General features: G+C 41.3%; 18 protein-coding genes. 10 read left to right on the forward strand and 8 right to left on the reverse strand.

Annotated elements, in window-relative coordinates:
* The first annotated feature begins 6 nt into the window (after positions 1 to 6).
* The 10 genes from AB4135_RS06625 (at position 7) to AB4135_RS06670 (ending at position 9,707) form a co-directional block, all read left to right on the forward strand.
* Positions 7 to 1,443, forward strand: a complete 1,437-nt coding sequence (locus AB4135_RS06625; RefSeq protein ID WP_371991386.1) for a type II and III secretion system protein family protein — start codon at positions 7 to 9, stop codon at positions 1,441 to 1,443.
* Between the two features lie 16 nt (positions 1,444 to 1,459).
* Entirely contained in the window at positions 1,460 to 1,762 is a 303-nt protein-coding gene (locus AB4135_RS06630) for a hypothetical protein (RefSeq protein WP_371991388.1), read from the forward strand.
* Between the two features lie 12 nt (positions 1,763 to 1,774).
* A complete protein-coding gene (locus AB4135_RS06635; RefSeq protein ID WP_371991390.1) occupies positions 1,775 to 3,127 on the forward strand; it encodes a Tad domain-containing protein in 1,353 nt (450 codons plus the stop codon).
* Between the two features lie 9 nt (positions 3,128 to 3,136).
* Positions 3,137 to 3,604 carry a TadE/TadG family type IV pilus assembly protein gene (locus AB4135_RS06640; RefSeq protein WP_371991391.1) on the forward strand — a complete coding sequence of 156 codons (468 nt, stop codon included), beginning with the start codon at positions 3,137 to 3,139 and terminating at the stop codon, positions 3,602 to 3,604.
* Complete coding sequence (locus tag AB4135_RS06645) at positions 3,601 to 4,050, forward strand: TadE/TadG family type IV pilus assembly protein (RefSeq protein WP_371991393.1); 450 nt, start codon at positions 3,601 to 3,603, stop codon at positions 4,048 to 4,050. The genes AB4135_RS06640 and AB4135_RS06645 overlap by 4 nt, the downstream gene beginning before the upstream one ends.
* Before the next feature lie 73 nt (positions 4,051 to 4,123).
* Positions 4,124 to 5,356: a CpaE family protein gene (locus AB4135_RS06650; protein ID WP_371991395.1), complete on the forward strand. Its 1,233-nt coding sequence runs from the start codon at positions 4,124 to 4,126 to the stop codon at positions 5,354 to 5,356.
* 1 nt (position 5,357) lies between these two features.
* On the forward strand, positions 5,358 to 6,686 hold the full coding sequence (locus tag AB4135_RS06655) for a CpaF family protein (RefSeq protein WP_371991396.1): 1,329 nt from the start codon (positions 5,358 to 5,360) through the stop codon (positions 6,684 to 6,686).
* 11 nt (positions 6,687 to 6,697) lie between these two features.
* On the forward strand, positions 6,698 to 7,675 hold the full coding sequence (locus tag AB4135_RS06660) for a type II secretion system F family protein (RefSeq protein WP_371991398.1): 978 nt from the start codon (positions 6,698 to 6,700) through the stop codon (positions 7,673 to 7,675).
* Between the two features lie 2 nt (positions 7,676 to 7,677).
* Positions 7,678 to 8,640 carry a type II secretion system F family protein gene (locus tag AB4135_RS06665; protein ID WP_371991400.1) on the forward strand — a complete coding sequence of 321 codons (963 nt, stop codon included), beginning with the start codon at positions 7,678 to 7,680 and terminating at the stop codon, positions 8,638 to 8,640.
* 35 nt (positions 8,641 to 8,675) lie between these two features.
* Positions 8,676 to 9,707 carry a tetratricopeptide repeat protein gene (locus AB4135_RS06670; RefSeq protein WP_371991402.1) on the forward strand — a complete coding sequence of 344 codons (1,032 nt, stop codon included), beginning with the start codon at positions 8,676 to 8,678 and terminating at the stop codon, positions 9,705 to 9,707.
* 90 nt (positions 9,708 to 9,797) lie between these two features.
* Here the strand turns inward: AB4135_RS06670 and AB4135_RS06675 are convergent, their stop codons facing one another.
* From AB4135_RS06675 to AB4135_RS06710, 8 genes are all read right to left on the reverse strand, one after another.
* Positions 9,798 to 10,145: a hydrogenase maturation nickel metallochaperone HypA gene (locus tag AB4135_RS06675; protein ID WP_371991403.1), complete on the reverse strand. Its 348-nt coding sequence runs from the start codon at positions 10,143 to 10,145 to the stop codon at positions 9,798 to 9,800.
* Positions 10,145 to 11,161, reverse strand: a complete 1,017-nt coding sequence (hypE, locus tag AB4135_RS06680; protein ID WP_371991405.1) for a hydrogenase expression/formation protein HypE — start codon at positions 11,159 to 11,161, stop codon at positions 10,145 to 10,147. The genes AB4135_RS06675 and hypE overlap by 1 nt, the downstream gene beginning before the upstream one ends.
* Positions 11,158 to 12,282, reverse strand: a complete 1,125-nt coding sequence (gene hypD / locus AB4135_RS06685) for a hydrogenase formation protein HypD (protein ID WP_371991407.1) — start codon at positions 12,280 to 12,282, stop codon at positions 11,158 to 11,160. The genes hypE and hypD overlap by 4 nt, the downstream gene beginning before the upstream one ends.
* The gene (locus AB4135_RS06690; RefSeq protein WP_371991409.1) at positions 12,279 to 12,524 is read right to left on the reverse strand and encodes a HypC/HybG/HupF family hydrogenase formation chaperone; all 246 of its coding nucleotides are present in this window, start codon (positions 12,522 to 12,524) and stop codon (positions 12,279 to 12,281) included. Before AB4135_RS06690 ends, hypD begins: the two co-directional genes overlap by 4 nt.
* The gene (hypB, locus tag AB4135_RS06695) at positions 12,524 to 13,279 is read right to left on the reverse strand and encodes a hydrogenase nickel incorporation protein HypB (RefSeq protein WP_371991410.1); all 756 of its coding nucleotides are present in this window, start codon (positions 13,277 to 13,279) and stop codon (positions 12,524 to 12,526) included. Before hypB ends, AB4135_RS06690 begins: the two co-directional genes overlap by 1 nt.
* A gap of 115 nt (positions 13,280 to 13,394) precedes the next feature.
* Positions 13,395 to 15,776, reverse strand: coding sequence for a carbamoyltransferase HypF (hypF, locus tag AB4135_RS06700; RefSeq protein WP_371991412.1), 2,382 nt, complete (start codon positions 15,774 to 15,776; stop codon positions 13,395 to 13,397).
* On the reverse strand, positions 15,776 to 17,545 hold the full coding sequence (locus tag AB4135_RS06705) for a NiFe hydrogenase (protein WP_371991414.1): 1,770 nt from the start codon (positions 17,543 to 17,545) through the stop codon (positions 15,776 to 15,778). The genes hypF and AB4135_RS06705 overlap by 1 nt, the downstream gene beginning before the upstream one ends.
* Complete coding sequence (locus tag AB4135_RS06710; protein ID WP_371991416.1) at positions 17,532 to 18,089, reverse strand: HyaD/HybD family hydrogenase maturation endopeptidase; 558 nt, start codon at positions 18,087 to 18,089, stop codon at positions 17,532 to 17,534. The genes AB4135_RS06705 and AB4135_RS06710 overlap by 14 nt, the downstream gene beginning before the upstream one ends.
* Positions 18,090 to 18,096: the final 7 nt, after the last annotated feature.

Consider the following 18,096-nt stretch of genomic DNA (forward strand, 5'->3'; position numbering starts at 1 on the left):
CACAACATGCTAATCCAGCGAGTAATAGTTATTGCGACTGTACTAATGTCGATGTTGTCTTTATTTGCCTATGCAGGTGGACCGACAGTTGGGGTAATCAGTGACGTTAAACAGATCCCAATCTTTAAATCAAAAGTTCTAATGATGAATGAACCGGTACATAGGGTGTCCGTGGGTAATCCCAGTATTGCAGATATTAAATTATTACCTAATAACGAACTTTACATTTTAGGAAAGCAGCTAGGCAGTACCAATATCATGATTTGGGATAAGAACGAGCAACTCTCAAGTATTATGGATATTGAGGTAACCCATGACTTAAATGGGCTTAAAACGAGGCTTCATCAGTTTCTCCCTACAGAGAAACTTGGCGTTCAGACGTCTCAAGGTCAATTACTGCTTAGTGGACAGGCTTCAAACTTGCAAAAAATGAATACAGCGGTTGAGCTTGCACAAGGTTACGCAGAAGCTGCTGCAGGAGGTCAAGCCCCTAGCAGAGTACTAAATATGATGACGATAGGCGGTGATCACCAAGTAATGCTAGAGGTTGTCGTTGCAGAGGTACAGCGTAATGTTGCTCGCCAATTTGATTCGAAGTTTTTTATCTTTAATCAAGGTGACAACCTCGCTGGTGGTGTCATTGGTGGTGGAGGAGGATTTGACCCTGGAGGAATTGGTGGCGTAGATGGTAAAGGTCTGTTTGCACAGTATGTTAACGGTGATTTATTAATGAACTTTGCCTTGGATGTTGCAAAACAAAATGGGCTAGCAAAAGTGTTAGCTGAACCCAATGTTACTGCAATGAGTGGCCAGTCTGCTGAATTTCTATCTGGTGGTGAATTTCCAATACCAGTTCCAGGAGACGATGGTAATACTACAGTAGAGTATCGAGATTATGGTGTTGGGGTTAAATTCGTACCGACTGTACTCGACTCAGGACAGATCAACCTCAATTTAAATGTTGTAGTAAGTGAAATAAGTACCGCGAACGGATTTTCCATTTCAGGGAACACTTCTACTTCTTTAATTGTTCCATCCTTAACAAAAAGAAGTACGGCTACGACTGTAGAGCTTGCTGATGGGCAAACAATCGCGATAAGTGGATTAATCAGTGACACTTTGCGAGAGAATATCGATAAGTTACCAGGTCTTGGAGACGTACCTGTACTAGGGCAACTCTTTACAAGTAAAAGTTTTCAGAATGGTCAAAGTGAATTAGTTATCTTAGTGACTCCCCGCTTAGTTCGACCTTTTAATCGAAAAGATATTTCGTTGCCTACTGATGGTTTCGTTTTACCCTCTGACGTTGAGTTCTACCTCTTAGGTAAGCTGTCTCACAAAGAGAAGCCTGACGAAAAAAGTGACACTCCCTATGAACCCGCTCAATCTGATAGCAGCATAGACGATACCGGTACACAGCAAAAATACGGTCATTCACTGTAGGATAGGAGATAGTTAGATGAGTAAGAATAATATTTTAGCTTATCCAATATTAGGCTGCTTTAGTTGCGCTATTATCTTAAGCGGCTGTACACAAATCAACGACTTCCCTATGGGAGAGAGTCACTATCAAATTAAACAAGTTCAAATACTGGATCCTGGCGCGCCAGAACGCAATGATGGAACTATACTTAGTCTTGATGGCAGCTATGGTGAAAGAGTAATGGAGTCTTACAGACAAAGTTCTGTGGCACCAACAACTGCAAAAAGTATGGGTTCGACCACAGCAGGAGGCTCTGGTGGTAGCTCTAGTGGTAATTGATGAGAGGTCATTATGAGAGCTATCCATCAAACGGGCGCGTTAAACCCTACAAGAAGCATAAGAAAACATACTAAACAACAGCTCCATAATTCTGAATCTGGTGGCGTTTTAGTGATGGCAACAATCGGGCTTTTAGCTGTGGTCGGCATGGCAGCGTTAGCTTTAGATAGTAGTCATATGTTACTCAACAAGGGAAGACTACAAAATGCTGTAGATTCTGCCGCACTAACCGCTGCCAAAGCACTACAAAACAATTTATCGTTAGCTGATGCGAGGCAAAAAGCTTGGGCAGTTCTTGCTGAAAACCTAGGCCAAAATGAAAACCACGAAATGACGAACCTTGTGGTTGGTCAAACTATCAATTTTAGTGATGTTCAATTGACTCCTCATGTAAAAATAGAGTTTTCTGGGGATCCAACCTCCTTTAGTAATCCAGCCACTGAAGATGATGAGTATGTCAGAGTGACAGTTTCAGGCGTTGATTTAAATAACTTTTTGGCAGACATTCTAAATTTCGATAAAGCGGTAAGAGCGTCTGCAGTAGCAGGCCGGAGCACCGATATAGAATGTCTCAATAAAGTTGTCCCTATTCTAGCCTGCGCAGATACGTCACCATCGGCAGTCAATTTTGGGATGAAGCAAGGTGAGTTAACTGTTTTAAAAACAGGCTCTAAACAAGATCCAAGTTTAGGCCCTGGTAACTTTCAATTACTTGATCTTGGCGGTAGCGGTGGTAGCGGTGTTTCTAAAGGCTTAGCTGGTGAGTTTACCCCTGAATCATGCGTTGCGGTAGGGCAAATGGTCGACACCGAACCCGGTAATAAAGTCGGTCCAACAGATGGCATTAATACGCGTTTTGGAGAGTGGGGAGCACAGTTAAATTCTGTAGATCATCCTCGCGATGCAAATATTTGTTGGGGAGATGTACTTACGATTGACGAAAATAGTGTTGTAACTAACGCGGATACTGCAAATTATTATACCTATGACGATTACATACACAACACTCAAGAATCGTACTGTAAGGTCAATGACATCAAGACACCGTCAAGTGAATTTAAAACTGACAGAAGAAAGTTGTCTGTCGTGATTGGTAATTGTGACGGTAAAATTAATGGTAAGAATCAAGTAGAAGTTTTAGCTATAGGTTGCTTTTTCTTGACTCAACCTGCAACCGCTGAGGCGGATGTGGATTCAGGGGACAAGGGAAAGGGAAAGGGAGGGGGGACTGGTCAGAAATCTTTTATAGTAGGAGAGTACATTTCTGAATGTGGTTCTACAGGTAATGCTTCACTCGACCCAGATTTTGAAAGTGACAATTTTACAATTGTCCTATATCGAGATCCCAATAGTCCTGACTCATAAGGGGGGATTATGAAAACCAAACAAGGTGGTATCGCAGTTATTGAATTTACTATCGTTGCGCCCTTTTTTTTATTAATTATATTTGTTACTGCAGAGTTTGGACGATTAATTTACCAATATAGTGAACTGACAAGAATGGCTCGTAGTGCAGGGCGATACTTACAAAATACAGCCATTATTGATACAACAGGCACGCTGCCTCCGACATTAGATGATACGAACTGTGATTACTGTATTACGAAAATGAAGCGTATGCTTCTTGGTGGTAAAACAATTGAGTCGACCTCAAGTCTTGCTGGATTACACACAAGTGATATCACAGTCACAAAAGACCCGGTAAACGAGGGTGTTTTACTTATAAGCGTTTCCTATGACTGGACACCGATGTTACTCAATAGTCTGCATACATACTCCTATAGCAATGATATCGACCTAAGTTTTAATATTAGTACCCATTATTCGGTAACTGCACTATGAAGTTAACCTTGCGTGGCCAAAAAGGTATATATGCAATTGAGTTTGCGATCGTTGCCAGTGTTTTTTTCGTCATATTGTTTGGCGCAATAGAGATTGCAAGACTATTGTTTACTTATAATGTGCTTCATGAAGCTTCGAGGAGAGCTGCTCGCCTAGCTGTTGTATGTCCAGTTAATAATGATATTAATGCGCTAGCGCTTTTTAACAACGCAAATATATTACCTAATTTAACAGTGCAAAATTTGGAAATTACTTATTTGGCATTCGATGGCACAGAAGCAACAGGAACGAATATTGATCTTGTAAAAGCCGAAATTAAAAATTATACGCATCAGTTTTTAGTTCCGGGACTTGAACGGACAATAAGCTCGCCATCATTTGTTACTACATTACCTAGAGAAAGCTTAGGTGTGGTTTATAAACAAGGAACCGTAAGTTGCATTTAGTGATGGAAGCATTCTTAAATTAGTTTGTTCTAAAATTATAGTTGTTCCTTAATTTTTATTAGAGAGGGAGTCAATGGACAAACCCCTAGAACTTTATGTATCTGCGTCTACGAATGATACATCCGACCCTATGCATGTTACGTTACCTTTTCAGGTTAATGTTCTCGTTATTAGTAACGATATTTATATGTTGGATTGGTTAACTGTTCACTTAGATAGTTGTGAAAACTTAAAGTGGACAGCTAAGTCTTATCTATCTGAATTAGAAACCGATATTAAAGACTTACCTTCCGTTGTCATCATCTCTTTACCTAACGAAGAACAAGAAGCAATTAAAGCTTTAGTCTTCGGTCAAAACATAGGCTGCGACATGATACTCGTTGGCGCGGATACTTCGCCAACGGTGTTGCGTCAAGCATTTCAGTATAATGTGACTGATTTTATTACGCGAGATTCATTAACTACAGAATTAAACAAATCTTTACTTAAAGTATCGCGTAAGTTAAGTGAGCAGGCAAAGCTGGCACCAGTCCTTGCCATCGTGAATGGAAAAGCAGGCTCTGGTGCGAGCTTTATTACTGCAAGTTTGGCAGACATCGTTAGTCGTAGAGAGAAGGTGCGGGTATCAATCCTCGACACAGATCTACACCAAGGAACACTCGCACATATTCTAGGATTAGAGCCTAAATATTCTATATGTGACGTTTTAGCTTCATTAGATGAACTTGATGAAGTGGCATTGAAAAGTACCATGGTCACCCGAGGAAATTTAAGCTTATTAGCTGCTAAGCCTTTTGAGTTACTGGGTCTTCATCAAGAAGTAGACATCACTCGTAACAAAGAGCTTTTATTTAAATGTCGTCAGTACTATGACCAAATCATCATGGACTTTTCTCGAGGTCCTGAGTATTGGAATGGTGATTTATTGTTAAATGCTACTATTTTGGTGGTTACTCAACAAAATATTATGCATTTACGTCAAACAAAAGATCTTGTTCAACAGTTAACGAATCGCATCGGCGTGCCAGAGGAAAGTATCGGTTTGATTATTAACCGATATGATAAGAGATCTGATATTTCTATTGAAGATGTTAAAGCCACGATTGGAATTAGCTCTGTATACACAATTGCTAATGACTATAAGCTTTCTAGTGAAAGCGTTGAGTTAGGCAAGCCAATATGTGAGCTCGCAAGCAAGCAAGCTATGTTTCAAGATCTGCAACACATTGCTAATCAAGTTATTCCCGTTAGCGATACTGGCGAGAAAAATAGCTCTGGCTTTTGGAAACGATTATTAGGGAAATAGTATGGATGCACGCATAGATGAAGAAGAGTTAAGCCATTATCAGCCTTTAAGTGTTGAAGAGCAAAGTATTAAAATTCGTCTTTATGATGAGCTTTTAGCTGTAATGGATCTTTCGCTAATAGAAACGGTATCAAAAGAACAGGCTAAAGTTCAAATAACTGAAATCAGTGAAAAAATCTTAGCTGACTTACAGTTACCTATTAACCTCTCTACTCGCAAACGATTGATTAAGTTGATTATCGATGAGGTTTTAGGGCTCGGTCCACTCGAAACGTTATTAGCAGATCCCTCTGTATCAGATATTTTAGTCAACTCTTATGATCGTGTCTATGTGGAACGATATGGTAAATTGCAAGCTGTAAATATCAAATTTCATAGTAATGCTCACCTTTTAAACATTATCGATAGAATTGTTTCAAGTGTTGGACGTCGAATAGATGAGTCTTCGCCTATGGTTGATGCTCGGTTACAAGATGGCTCTAGGGTTAACGCTATTATTCCTCCGTTGGCGCTTGATGGTCCTTCACTTTCAATTCGCCGATTTGCTGTAGACAAACTTAACGCTCAGCAATTGATAAATATCGGCTCAGTAACTGAGTCGATGATTGAGCTCCTAAAAGGCGGAGTTAAAGGCAAACTTAACATTCTAGTTTCTGGTGGTACAGGTAGTGGTAAAACAACATTATTAAATATGTTGTCTGGTTTTATTCCAGCTGACGAGCGTATTGTAACTATTGAAGACTCAGCTGAATTGCAGTTGCAGCAACCCCATACTGTTAGATTAGAAACTCGTCCGCAAAACATTGAGGGTAAAGGAGAGGTTTCCCAGCGAGATTTGGTTAAAAACTGCTTACGAATGCGTCCTGATCGAATAGTCATTGGTGAGGTTCGAGGTGGCGAAGCATTGGATATGCTTACTGCGATGAATACAGGTCATGAAGGGTCTCTGACAACACTTCATGCTAATAGCCCAAGAGATGCTTTAGGTCGTTTAGAGTACATGGTGTGTATGGCTGGTTTCGATATGCCAGTATCAAACATTCGTACCCAAGTCGCTTCGGCTATAGACGTTGTTGTGCAATTAGAAAGACAGGAAGATGGTCGTAGGCGTATTACAAGCATCCAAGAAATAAATGGTATGGAAGGGGATATTATTACTATGTCTGAAATTTTCACCTTTAAACGAAAAGGCGTCGATGATGAAGGGAATATTGAAGGTCATTTTGAAGCGACAGGTGTGATTCCTGGATTTCATACTAAGCTTAAGCAACATGGAATAAATCTACCTTATCAACTGTTTAATTGTGGTGATCCATTCGCTGAGTTTTAACGGGGTTTACAATGCTATCTAATCAATTAATATTTTTGGGACTCGTATTTATAGCCGTAATATTTTTATCACAAGCACTTTTTCTTCCTGTATACAGTCCCCAGAGAGCTAATACTGCTCAAGTCAGAAAGCGTCTCAAGCAACTATCTGAAGAAACTGGTGATGTTACCTATGAAACATCACTCTTGCGTAAAAGTAAGCTCAGTAAACTCGGTTCTTTTGGACGTTGGTTAGAAAGCTTTGAGTTTATCGAAAATTTGAGTTATCAACTTGAGCTTGCAGATTACAAACTAATGGGCCATCAATATCTTGCTTTATCATTGATTGTAGCAAGTATTATTTCAGTATTTATATGGGGCTATTTCTCAGAACCGATTGTAAGTTTAGTGGTGTTTTTAGCCGTGATATTTTTGTTTAACTTCAAACTCAAAAAAGATACCAACAAGCGGATGGATAAGATAGAAGAGAGTTTTCCAGATGCATTAGATGTACTTAGAAGAGCATTACAAGCAGGTTATTCATTTTCTGATGCAGTAAAGCTAGTAACTGAGGAGATGGAAGGTCCATTAGCAAAAGAGTTTAGCTTAATGTTTGCTAATATTAATTACAGTAAAGATACCAAAAGAGCGATTTTAGCCTTTATAGAAAGGATCCCTAGTGTTTCTGCTATGGCGTTTGCTAGTGCTGTCATGGTGCAAAAAGAAACAGGAGGTAACTTGGCCGAAAATATTGATAACCTTTCTCGTGTTATAAGGCAACGTTTTACGTTCAGACGCAGAGTGAGAACGCTCTCTGCTGAAGGCCGGTTGTCAGCTTGGATCCTTATCTTACTTCCTTTTGTTTTGTTTGCAGTTATCTACGTTCAGACACCCGGTTATGTGGGTGAGTTGCTTGAAACCGAAGATGGTAATTCACTGCTAATGTGGGGTGGATTAGGAATGGTAATTGGTGGTTTCTGGATCAGTAAATTAATTAGGATCGATATGTAATTATGGACTTTCTCATAGGATTATTTGGTCAGTTTTTCGATGACCCAGAGCATGTTGAATGGGCAATTTATGTTGTTGCGGCAATAGCGGGTGTCACTTTGGCTATTTCATTGTCTTACCTTATTAGTGGTATCTATTCTCCAATACGCAGCAGACTTAAGCTATTACAAGGCGATCATACTGTAAGCCACAATCAGGATGTAACCTCTACATTAGAGCACGGCATAGCCAATATAGCGAAAAAGCCTTTTTTAAACTTTTCTAATACCGAAACTAGGCGATTACTAATTCATGCAGGATTCCATTCTGAAAACGCTTTAGCCCTTTTTAATGCAAGCAAAATAATGCTGATTTTATTGAGCATTTTAGGCTTTATATTGGTATTGAATGTTTTTCCTGATTTAACTGGTATATGGCTTATCTATCTGTTTTGTTTGTTTATAGGTGGTGCTTTTCTTTTACCTTCGATGATTCTGCAATCTTTGGCTAATCGACGCATGAGGCTACTTAGAGTCGGCTTTCCTGATGCATTAGATCTGCTTGTTGTGTGTTGCGAAGCCGGATTAGGATTAATGGCCGCTCTGCAGCGTGTAGCCAAAGAACTTGCTTTTAGTCATCCAAGCTTAGCCAGTGAGCTAGAATTAGTCTGCAGTAAGGTACGCGCAGGTTTAACGATTAAAGTGGCTCTACAAGAATTCACAGATAGAACCGGCCTAGAAGATATTAAGGGACTAAATTCTGCAATTTCGCAAAGCATGCGTTTAGGTACTGGTATTGCAGAAACCCTCAGAGTTTTTTCTGATGAATATCGCGATAAGCGATTACAGGCAGCTGAAGAGCAAGCGGCTAAGCTAGCCGTTAAGATGATATTTCCTATGATGTGTTGTATATGGCCCTCCTTTTTTATTGTAGCAGTAGGTCCTGCTGTTCTAAAAGTAATGAAAGTTTGGGGACAAGCATTCTAATAGAGTCTTCACCAAGGTGAAGTATAAGGATAAATATGATGGCTACACGGGGTACTTATAAACGCTGCATGCGCTTTTTGTTATTGTTTTTATTCCTGGGTACTCTTAATGCCTGTTCCTCAACCACACCAGAAGAACCTCAAGAAATTAAGGCTCCAGACAGGCAGGATCTTCTTGATGCGGGGGCTTTATCTTCTATCACTTCTGACTTTGAAGCGCCACAGACTGAAGCTGAAGCTTTAATGAAAGCGCGCAAAGAGGAACAATCTGGAAATCTTGAAAAAGCATTGTATGCATACATCCAAGCATTAGATTTTAACGCTAAAAATGCAGAGACTTTTTATCACATAGGCCGGATCCATACTATGCGTGGTAATCCAGAGATCGCCTTTAGAGCCTACAACGAAGCTTTAGCTTTAGACCCAAATCTCATTATGGTGCATGCCGATCTCGGAGTAGTAAGCATGGACAAACGCCAATATAAAGAAGCGAGAATACACCTGACTAAAGCCATTGAGCTTGACCAGAAAAGGTTAGCATCGGTTTCAGTAAGTCGTATGATTGGCAATCTGTATGTTCCTGACCGAGACTCGCCAGCAAGAGTATACAACGCAATTGCAATTCTCGATGATGTTCAAAACGAGCATGAAAGCGCTCGTGAATATTTTCGTTTACTGCTCGAGCTGCAACCTCATTCAGCTATCTTAATCTCTAATCTAGGATATTCTTATTATCTGACTGGGGAGTTAACGAATGCTGAGAGGTATTTAAGGCAAGCGATTAGAGAAGATCAAAACCTAGATCGAGCTTGGACAAACCTTGGTTTAGTTTATGTTAGGAAGGGCTTATATAAAAGAGCGCTTGCAACATTTGAACAGGCGATGGAGCCGGCCGATGCGCTGAATGACCTTGGATATTTCCTTATGTTAGAAGGTAAATATGATCAAGCAATAGAGCTGTTTGAAAGAGCAATTGATACCTCGCCGAGTTACTTCGAGCAAGCACAGAAGAATTTGAAAAGATCTAAAGCTGAGCTATCTGATGAATTTAGGCATGCCACTAACTAGCGTTGAACGTAGTCAGGCTTAGCTATACCTCTATCTACAAAAACACCATTAATACTTTAATGGTGTTTTTCCTTTATCCAAATACAAAAGTTAACTCTGCTCAAGCTCCAATTGCATCAACAACATCTCTTCTCCGTCGAGTACTGTGGTATTGGTGCTTAGGCAATGGTCGCAAACAATACTCCGTTGTTGGTGGATTGTTCGTTCATTACATGAATGACACTGCAATACTAAAGGCTGGATCTGCATATTAAGCTGCGCTTCATGGCAGATCCCTTCTAGCTTAAACGCTTCGAATGCTGTTTTTAATAACGCCGGCTCAACACCGCTTAAAATACCTAGCTTTATGTCAACGCGGGTAATTTTATTTGCACTGTTTTGCTGTGCTAGCTTTTCACATTGTTCAATAAGCGCAGTTACAATCGAATATTCATGCACTAGCAGATCCTCGGTAGTAACTCACCTTGTGGTACATCTAAAAATCGACTACTTCCCCAAGGAGTATTAAGGATCACCTTTCCCGCTTTAATATCATTAACCTTGCCGATGATAGCTGCTTGTTCGCAGTGACAAAATGTGTGCATAATCTGCAGGGTTTTCTCGGCACAATCTTGGGCGACTGCAAGGATAAAAGTGCCTTCATTGGCTAAATCAAATGGCTCAAACCCAAAAAGCTCGCACAAACCTGCGACTTCTTGACTAACGGGGATGTCTGATTCATTGACAGTAATGCCAACTTGTGAGGCCGTTGCCCACTCGTTTAATACTGCAGATAAACCACCACGAGTCGCATCACGCATAGCATGCACGTCAACGTTACTGGCTATTAGCTGCTCTACTATAGGCCAGAGGGTGGCACAATCACTGGTGAGTTCAGATTCAACTGTTAATCCTTCGCGAGCCATTAGAATGGCAGCGCCGTGCCGGCCAATGTCCCGTGAAACGATAATGACATCATCATGCATGAGGTTTCTAACTGAAATACCGTTATTAATAATTCGTCCTACACCAGAAGTGTTAATAAACAGTCCGTCGGCGCAGCCTCTGGGAACGACCTTAGTATCGCCACATACTATGCGGGCACCAGACTTTTTAAGTTCGTTTGCCATGCTTGCGACAATCTTTTTTAGATCGTCAATTGGAAAGCCTTCTTCAATGATGAAGCTACTGCTTAAATATTGTGGCTCAGCACCCATCATCGCAAGATCATTGACGGTACCTGCAATGGCAAGCTTTCCTATATCACCCCCTGCGAAAAAGAGAGGTGCTACAGTGAAAGAATCGGTAGTGAATGCAGTATTACCACTGAAATGAAGCCTAGCTGAATCCTCTTCGTTTCTTAATATTTTGTTATCAAACGCTTTAAAGAAAATATCCTTAATCAGGCGGTTCATCTCTTTACCACCACCGCCGTGGCTAAGCTGAACGGTTTTGTTCATATTAACAGTGCTCATTCAGTTACTCCGTTATATCTATAATAAGCATTACATGCACCTTCTGAGCTCACCATACAGCTGCCTAGTGGTGTTTCAGGACTGCAGCCACGACCAAAAACCTTACAATCCTTTGGCTTAGATAGGCCACGCAAGATATCGCCACATTGGCAGGCTTTGTGGTCATCAATTTCTTGTGTCGGTAGCTGTTGTCTAAACACAATTTCAGCATCTCGATGCTGGTATTTCTGCCGAAGCATCAAAGCAGAGTCAGCAATTGGTCCTAATCCGCGCCACCTGAAATTAGGCCTAACGACCATGTATTTGTCGACGAGTGCTTGTGCGGCGAGATTTCCATGTTCAGATACCGCGCGGCTGTATTGATTCTCTAATAGAGACTGCGAATTGGCTTTTTGCTTGGTAATCATCAAGATAGATTCCATCACATCCACAGGCTCAAAACCAGAGACGACAACCGGCGTGTTATAGTTTTCGACTGCAGCGCGGTACACTTTTGCACCGCTTATCACACTGACATGAGCTGGACCGATAAAAGCATTAACTTTAGCGGAAGGATCGGCCATAACCGCATCAATAGCGGGGGGCACCAGTACATGGTTAATGTGAAACAGTAAATTATTAACTTGTTGCTTTTCGGCTTGTTCAATCAGCACCGCGGTCATTGGGGTTGATGTTTCAAACCCAATAGCAAAGAAAATAACTGTTTTATCAGGATTATCTTTTGCGATCTGCAAGCTGTCTAGAGGATCGTAGATAGGACGTATATCGCAGCCACTCGCTCTAAATTGAGCCAGACTGCCATTTGAGCCTGGAACACGGATCATGTCACCTAAGGTAATTAAAATGGTATCCGGCATACTGGCAAGTGCTGCTGCATGATCGATGCGCTCTTTGGGCATAATACACACTGGGCAACCTGGGCCATGAATAAACTCAATATTATCGGGTAATAGCTGATTAATGCCATACTTCATAATGGTATGAGTATGGCCACCACAAACCTCCATAATATTAATTTTGCCATTACATTTAGCAGCTTCAGCGGCGATATTTTTTGCTAATGACTTGATGACTTCGGGATCTCTAAAGCCTTTGTATAGTTCTTTTAAAGAGAGGCTCATCCTTGCTCCTCTTGTTCAAGTTTAGTGACGATCTCCTGATAAAGGGCAAGGCTTTGTTGAGCATCAGCCTTATCTATCTTATTCATCACAAATCCAATATGGATCAATACATAGTCGCCAAGCTCAAGCGGCTCTGTCATGAGGTGGCTCGAAACCTTGCGCTTTACCCCCATGGTATCGACAGTGACAGACTCTTCACCTTGGTGGATTTCAACCACTTGAGAGGGAATTGAAAGACACATTATGCTGCTCCTTGAAGGTTTTTCGCCAACCAATTAACGACATTTTCAAGAGATTTGCCGTCTTTAACTGATACTTCAATTAGCTCTACGTTGGGGTTTAGTTTTTTGAGTTGGGCTTTTGATTCGGCGATACTGAAGTCAAAGTGAGGCATTAAATCAGCCTTGGTGATCAGCACAACATCAGCACGGCGGAACATAACAGGATACTTCTCTATCTTGTCATCCCCTTCAGGTATTGAAAGCAATACAATATTTTTGTGGGTACCCACATCGTAACTGGCTGGGCAAACCAAGTTACCAACGTTTTCTACAAAACAGATATCCAATGGATTTAAATCGATATGATGCAGCGCGCTGTGTACCATAAATGCATCTAAATGACAGGCAGCGCCCGTTTGAATTTGAAAAGCATCTATGCCTTTAGCTTTCAATCTATCTGCATCCCTTGAGGTCTCCAAGTCGCCCTCTATAACTGCATAATTAAGGTCGGTATGCAGGTGTAGATGCTCTAACAGGGTTGTCTTTCCACTACCAGGACTACTCATAAGATTAAAAGCTGTCACAGATTGTGCTTCGAAGTGTTGTCGATTGTGTTGTGCTTCAATATCATTTTTATCCAATATCTTATGGATAACAGATAAGGTTTTTTTATCATTTAATTGCGGATTGGTTGCTATGTTGTCGTCAGCATGAGCCTGGCTTGGGCTTAAAGAATGGTCATGACGGGTAATTGAACAGCCACAATCTTGGCACATAGGTAACTCCGTTATAATAAGTTATATTTCATTGTCGATCACAATAAGCTGAGCGACCTTGATGTAAATCAGGTTAATAGGATTCAAATTGCGATAGATGTCACGTTTGCGCTGGTCAGTTACCAACGTTCTCGACAGCGGTTTCTACGCTATTATGGATTGCAAACCATGCTTGTCCGAGCGCTATACCAGCGTCGTTTATGGGCACTAAATTTGGTTGCATGATTTGGTTTCCTTGGGCTATGAGTAGCCTTTCGCAGCACTCTGATAGGTAACGGTTTTGAAATACCCCACCTGTTAACACAATGGGGGTAGACTTAAAGTCTTTAGCAACATCACCTATCATGTTGGCGATACAATCCATAAAGGCTTTGGCGATTACATTCGTTCTGTCTGAGGTGAGGGGCATTTTGTTTATTTCTGCCACCAGCTGCTCAATCAGTTCAATGGTTGGCCATTGATTGTCTTGGGTTAAATGTAGTTTAAAAGAGCAGTTAGTTTCAGCAACATTTCCTTGGGATCCCTCATTTATCCTCCCTTGAGTTATATTCACGTCACTGGGGGAGTTGACTCTGTTTGCGGCGGTTTCGAGTAGTATCCCTGCTTGACCCTCATATTGAATATTGTCCACAAGATTTAGCATGACAGCAACAACGTCAAATAGTCGACCGATAGAGCTGGTGAGGTTTTTAGGCGATGTGTTACGCCATACAGTGCAAAGGTTATTGAAGTGATTTTCACTTAACCTTTCGATGGCAGGCAGTTTTAATGCGGCAATTTCTTCTGGTGAATATTTTTCAAGTAATATAGATGTAAGTAGCCTTATAGGTTGCTTAATCGCTTGTTCACCTCCAATAAGTTTAAATGGGGATAAGTGAGCGATACGTTGGTAATTATAGGCATCAGCAAGCAAAACTTCGCCGCCCCAAAGACTGTTATCATTACCTAAACCTGTTCCGTCAAATGTGAAAGCGAGCACTTGTTCGGTGGTTTTATTTTCAGCCAGTACACTTAGTACATGAGCATAGTGGTGCTGAACCTCTGTTTTTGTGGTTGAGTCGTCCTCAGCAGCCCATTGACTCGTAAAGTAATTAGGGTGCATGTCATGCACCAACTCTTTTGCTTTGAAGTGATATAGCCGAGAGAAAGTCGTTAATGTGTCATGAAAGTAACGTTCGGCTTCGATAGACACCAAGTCGCCTATATGCGGGCTTAGAAAAAGATTATGACCGAAAGCAAAGCAGAGGGTGTTTTTCTGTTGCGCACCTAGGGCGAGTGTAGGTTTATCGATATATTGAGGATTATAGATAGATAGCGGGGCATAGCCACGGGCTAGCCTTAAGATCTGTAACCTGTTATTGATCACTTGAACGACGCTGTCATCACAGCCATTTAGAATCGGACGATTGTGATCTAAGATATGATCGACAATATGCCCAAGCTTGCTCGCAACGTCTATACCTTCCGTAATGATCGGCTCTCCTGAAAGGTTAGCACTTGTCATCACTAAGGGACAATCAATAAGTTGCAGCAACATATTATGTAAGGGGGTATAAGGTAAAAAAATCCCGAGTCTATCGATATCTGGAGCAATCATATTGCTGATCTCTAACTCAGGATTTCGACGTTTTTGCATAACAATAATGGGTCGTTCATTACTTGCTAGTGTTTGCCACTCAGTATTGTTGCCTGTTACTAATTTCTTTGCGATTTGGCTATTTTTAACCATTATGGCCAAAGGCTTTGCTGGCCTTATCTTACGCTGACGTAAAGTCCTTACACTTTGGTGGTTAGTGGCATCGCAGACTAGATGAAAACCACCAAGCCCTTTAATTGCAATAATCCCACCGGATTTTAACGCTTCGACTGCTTGTACTAACGGCTCTGTGGTGCTGTTAGTTATGCTCAAATTTGAATTGCAAAAGCGCAATTGAGGGCCACAGTTAGGGCAACTTACTGGTTGCGCGTGATAGCGCCTATTTAATGGATCTTGATACTCCTGTTCACAGGCAAGGCACATGGTAAAGTTTGCCATGCTAGTGTTGAACCTGTCGTAAGGTAAGTTGTTAATGATGGTGTATCTAGGACCACAATTTGTGCAGTTGGTGAACGGGTATCTAAAATAGTGAGACTTTGGGTTGCTTATATCAGCCAAACAATCATCACAAGTACATTTATCTGCAGAGACAGCGACGATTGCATCTGCATTATTCTGACTGTGGATGATACTAAATTGCTCTGCTGCCGTTACTAGTGGGATCTGTTTGGCTTCAAAACTATCAATGCGAGCCAGCGGAGGCGGCGAAGCTAGCAGGCGTTTGAACTGCTCAATCGTATCCTCATTAGCTTGTGCTTCTATGGTTACCCCTTCGCTGTTGTTAAGCACACTGCCACTTAGTGCAAGTTGATGTGCCAAACGATAAACAAACGGCCTAAAACCGACACCTTGAACGATGCCGGTTATTTTAATTTTTACTCGAATTAACGCTAAAGTCATTAATGTCTTCGCTGTTTTAAAAACAGAGAGCCTACTGCTATGTTAAGTCCTTCCAAGTCCATTTGAGCATTAGGGTTTAGATCGAAGTTTTTACCTAACCGTAAAGCTATTCTTTTGCCTAAAAGCTCATTATCAAAGCTACTTCCGGCGAGTACCACTGATTTTATAGAGATATTCTGATCTAAATGTTCAACCCAGTTACAGATAAAGTCAGCAAGAGAGTCATGCATACCAAACGCAAGCTTTTCAATATTTCCATCTTCTGCAAGCCTAAAACTTAGGATACTTCCAAGAGTTTTACACCAATTAAGACTTCTATGGGCTTCACCACGGGTAAGAGGGTAGTCTATACGCGGTGCATTACTGCCCCTATGGCGCAAAGCATTGGCGATAACAAAATCACTTAGCAATACCTTATTTGCGGGAACCGAGTGACATCCGTTCGTCGCGCCAAGTAACACAGCAGCTATCGCCCATAACGACTGAATATTATTAGTTGAGCCATCGAGTTTTAACGCTAATAGAGCAAGGTAGTCATCAGGGTATCGTTGTTTAAATTTGTCGAACAATTGTTTCTGTGGAGAGGCATCAATTTGGTGAACTATTTCATAACCGTTATCCGGTAAAGTAGGAAATTCGAAAAACAGCTCCAATTGCTGTTTAGCGTCCATAGTAACTATACGGCTTTTATTTGAATCACTTAGATAAAGCACGGCACAGTTCTTTGGCTTTTTCAGAGATAAGGTTGCTGCATGCAGAGCACATGTCGCTGCCTCATGATCTAAATTTGCATCAGTACCGAGATCCTGTTGGATATTTGACTTAGCAGTGCAGACTTCAATATGATCTTTTTTCCACTGCACTTGAAAACGGCCATAGTGTGCATCATCGTGCAATGGTTGCTTACTCGAAAGGTAACTTAGTATGTTGTTATCTTCTGTTATTTCACATAGCGGTAGCCAGTGAGAATCTACTCGGGTAAAGTGCGGATTGTTAGCCCCCTCAATGTAGATCCAGTCGATTCCGCGCTGCCGCAGCAGTTCACAGATCACCATTAGTAATCGTGAATTAGCAAAGCAAAGCGCGTAAAGAGGATCGGTCAGCCTAGGGTGGTTATCGATCGGGCGACAGCTAATGAGTGGTTTTTCAATGCTCGACAGAGCAAGTACTTGCTGCTCAGTGACCACAAAATGGGCATTAAGGTTATTTGGGTTACAGATCACCAGGTTCTGTCGGTTACTTTTTTGGTTACTCCTGTTTGGCTTGTAACTAATGCTAATTGCAGCATCTTTTGTGCCACAGGGCAAAATTACATGTCCTTGCTGCTCTAGCTTATTTAGCAGTATTTTAACATCATCTAATCCTGTGTTTTTAAGCTGCTGACTGATACGTTTATCTGCTTGGCAACATGGGCAGACATAATCTAGCTGGCCAAAGTGTTTAGCTTGGTTGTCGCCAAAATGAGGCTGGCACTGTTGGCAGTATTCCTGTGCTAGTGGCGAGTGCTGAATCAGTTTTTTACTGCCTATTGGCGAGTCGATTAAGGTAATAAGTGGTTTTATCAGCCAAGAGGAGATTAAAAAGTCTTCTGCAATGGCATCTGCTAAGGATTCTAGATCTGCTTGTTCGCCCTGTGCTTCAATAAAATAGCGATGACCATTTTGACCAATGTTCACATCATATTGTTCGTTTAATAAGTATTGATTGCAGAGATGCCCATAGAAGGGCACCTCGCGCTGACAGTCAAATTCAAATCTAATATTCTTCATCTGAGATTAAACCACGTTTGTATGAGTCGGGAATGAGATCATTAATATCAATGTTGGCATGTCGAGAGTGTGAGAAGCCAAGTGTTTCAAAGTGATTGAACAAGGTTTTTTCCATCAAAGGTACAGCGGCTTGAATTTGCGGCGTAAGGCCGAGAGTCATAGGTTCAAGCACCGTTGGTGTTACGCCAAGTACAAATGTTTTCGGTCTGTCGCCTACCATTTCCATCATAATTAACGTTTGCAGCATCTCTACTTCATGAGCGCTACCTTGCCAGTCAATTTCAGGGGGAGCGTTATCAAAATCAAAAAAGTAGACTTCACCTGGCTCAACTCCGTTGGCGTTAACGGTATCAACAACCAGTAAGTAATCGTATTTGCATAAAGTGGGAATAAGCCCCTGCGCAAGGGTGCCACCATCCATCATATCAAGCTGATGTTGTGGATGATGGAAGCGGAAATTTTCTTGGATATAATTGACGAAATGTACGCCGATACCTTCATCGGCGTACAGGACATTGCCAATACCAAGTAGCAATATCTTCATGTTTTCC

The sequence above is a fragment of the Shewanella sp. 10N.286.54.B9 genome (genome assembly GCF_041468565.1).
In the GTDB taxonomy this organism is placed as follows: Bacteria; Pseudomonadota; Gammaproteobacteria; order Enterobacterales; family Shewanellaceae; genus Shewanella.

Bases quoted from the DNA above. Each gene is read 5' to 3' on its own strand.
- hypD (WP_371991407.1), bottom strand. From the start codon at position 12,282: ATGAGCCTCTCTTTAAAAGAACTATACAAAGGCTTTAGAGATCCCGAA.
- AB4135_RS06665 (WP_371991400.1), top strand. From the start codon at position 7,678: ATGGACTTTCTCATAGGATTATTTGGTCAGTTTTTCGATGACCCAGAG.
- AB4135_RS06635 (WP_371991390.1), top strand. From the start codon at position 1,775: ATGAGAGCTATCCATCAAACGGGCGCGTTAAACCCTACAAGAAGCATA.
- AB4135_RS06690 (WP_371991409.1), bottom strand. From the start codon at position 12,524: ATGTGTCTTTCAATTCCCTCTCAAGTGGTTGAAATCCACCAAGGTGAA.
- AB4135_RS06630 (WP_371991388.1), top strand. From the start codon at position 1,460: ATGAGTAAGAATAATATTTTAGCTTATCCAATATTAGGCTGCTTTAGT.
- AB4135_RS06710 (WP_371991416.1), bottom strand. From the start codon at position 18,089: ATGAAGATATTGCTACTTGGTATTGGCAATGTCCTGTACGCCGATGAA.
- AB4135_RS06705 (WP_371991414.1), bottom strand. From the start codon at position 17,545: ATGAAGAATATTAGATTTGAATTTGACTGTCAGCGCGAGGTGCCCTTC.
- AB4135_RS06660 (WP_371991398.1), top strand. From the start codon at position 6,698: ATGCTATCTAATCAATTAATATTTTTGGGACTCGTATTTATAGCCGTA.
- AB4135_RS06625 (WP_371991386.1), top strand. From the start codon at position 7: ATGCTAATCCAGCGAGTAATAGTTATTGCGACTGTACTAATGTCGATG.
- AB4135_RS06640 (WP_371991391.1), top strand. From the start codon at position 3,137: ATGAAAACCAAACAAGGTGGTATCGCAGTTATTGAATTTACTATCGTT.
- AB4135_RS06650 (WP_371991395.1), top strand. From the start codon at position 4,124: ATGGACAAACCCCTAGAACTTTATGTATCTGCGTCTACGAATGATACA.
- hypB (WP_371991410.1), bottom strand. From the start codon at position 13,279: ATGTGCCAAGATTGTGGCTGTTCAATTACCCGTCATGACCATTCTTTA.
- AB4135_RS06645 (WP_371991393.1), top strand. From the start codon at position 3,601: ATGAAGTTAACCTTGCGTGGCCAAAAAGGTATATATGCAATTGAGTTT.
- AB4135_RS06655 (WP_371991396.1), top strand. From the start codon at position 5,358: ATGGATGCACGCATAGATGAAGAAGAGTTAAGCCATTATCAGCCTTTA.
- hypE (WP_371991405.1), bottom strand. From the start codon at position 11,161: ATGAGCACTGTTAATATGAACAAAACCGTTCAGCTTAGCCACGGCGGT.
- AB4135_RS06670 (WP_371991402.1), top strand. From the start codon at position 8,676: ATGATGGCTACACGGGGTACTTATAAACGCTGCATGCGCTTTTTGTTA.
- hypF (WP_371991412.1), bottom strand. From the start codon at position 15,776: ATGACTTTAGCGTTAATTCGAGTAAAAATTAAAATAACCGGCATCGTT.